The sequence below is a fragment of the Mycolicibacterium peregrinum genome (genome assembly GCF_001665625.1).
Lineage (GTDB): Bacteria > Actinomycetota > Actinomycetes > Mycobacteriales > Mycobacteriaceae > Mycobacterium > Mycobacterium peregrinum_B.
Genome location: NZ_LZSY01000043.1, coordinates 1 through 1,478 on the forward strand (window position 1 = coordinate 1; position 1,478 = coordinate 1,478).

Annotated in this window: 2 protein-coding genes; one reads left to right on the forward strand and one right to left on the reverse strand. The window is 62.8% G+C overall.

The window, feature by feature from the left end:
- A partial coding sequence (locus A5779_RS05760) for an O-methyltransferase (RefSeq protein ID WP_413784893.1) occupies positions 1-222 on the forward strand: 222 nt, incomplete at its 5' end.
- Positions 223-296: 74 nt separating this feature from the next.
- Here the strand turns inward: A5779_RS05760 and A5779_RS05765 are convergent.
- Positions 297-1,478, reverse strand: a 1,182-nt coding sequence (locus A5779_RS05765; protein ID WP_131811583.1) for an MMPL family transporter, incomplete at its 5' end; no start/stop codon positions are given.

Consider the following 1,478-nt stretch of genomic DNA (forward strand, 5'->3'; position numbering starts at 1 on the left):
GTCGAGTGGGCGATCCGACTGGGTCGGCCGGGCTCGATCATCGTGGTCGACAACGTGACCCGCTTCGGTCGGGTGCTCGCACCGGCGCCCGACGACGCACAGGCGCAGGCCGTGCGCGACATGCTGGAGATGATGGGTGCCGATCCGCGGTTGGACACCGCGGCCATTCAAACCGTGGGCACCAAGGGCTGGGACGGTTTCGCCGTGGCGCTCGTGCGGTAAACGACCTCTCGAAACGCCGCGAGCGTGCGTGTCCAATCAGCAGACACGCACGCTCGCGGAGTTTGAGGGTAGGGCTAAGCCAGCGAGTCCTGCGGCTCGCGCTGGATCGGCTTCGGCCACGGCTCGGGCTTGGGCCGCTGGCGCACCATCTGCGGCCACCAGAACCACTTGCCCATCAGGGCTGCGATGGACGGGGTCATGAAGGAGCGGATGACCAGGGTGTCGAACAAGAGGCCCAGACCGATGGTGGTGCCCACCTGGCCGATCACGGCGAGTTCGCTGACTGCCATCGACATCATGGTGAACGCGAACACCAGGCCTGCCGAGGTGACCACCGACCCGGTGCCGCCCATGGCGCGGATGATGCCGGTGTTCAAACCTGCGTGGATCTCCTCTTTGAATCGGGAGACCAGTAGCAGGTTGTAGTCCGCACCCACCGCCAACAGCACGATGACCGCCATCGCGAGCACCATCCAGTGCAGTTCCAGGCCGATCAGGTGCTGCCAGATGAGCACCGACAGACCGAAGGAGGCGCCGAGGGACAGCACCACGGTGCCGACGATCACCGCGGCGGCCACCACACTGCGCGTGAGGATCAACATGATGATGAAGATCAGGCACAGCGCGGCGATTCCGGCGATCATCAGGTCGTAGTTGGCGCCCTCCTGCATGTCCTTGAAGGTGGCCGCGGTGCCACCGAGGTAGATCTTCGAGCCCTCCAGCGGGGTGCCCTTGATGGCCTCCTTGGCGGCGTTCTTGATCGCATCGATGTGGGAAATTCCCTCGGGGCTCATCGGGTCGCCCTCGTGGCTGATGATGAACCGCACCGCATGCCCGTCCGGGGACAGGAACATCTTCATGCCGCGCTTGAAGTCCGGATTGTCGAAGGTCTCCGGTGGCAGATAGAACGAGTCGTCGTTCTTGGAAGCGTCGAACGCCTGGCCCATGGCCGTCTGGTTCTCCATCATCGCTTCCATCTGATCCTGCAGACCGCCCATCGTGGCCTGCATGGTCAGCATCATGTTCTTCATGTTCTTCATGGTCTGGATCATCGGCGGCATGATCGTGACCAGCTGCGGCATGAGCGCATCGAGACGATCCATGTCCGGCATCAACTTCTGGATGTCGTCGGTCATGGTGTCGATGCCGTCAAGGGTGTCGAAGATCGAACGCATCGACCAGCACATCGGGATGTCGAAGCAGTGCGGTTCCCAGTACAGGTAGTTACGGATCGGACGGAAGAAGTCGTCGATATG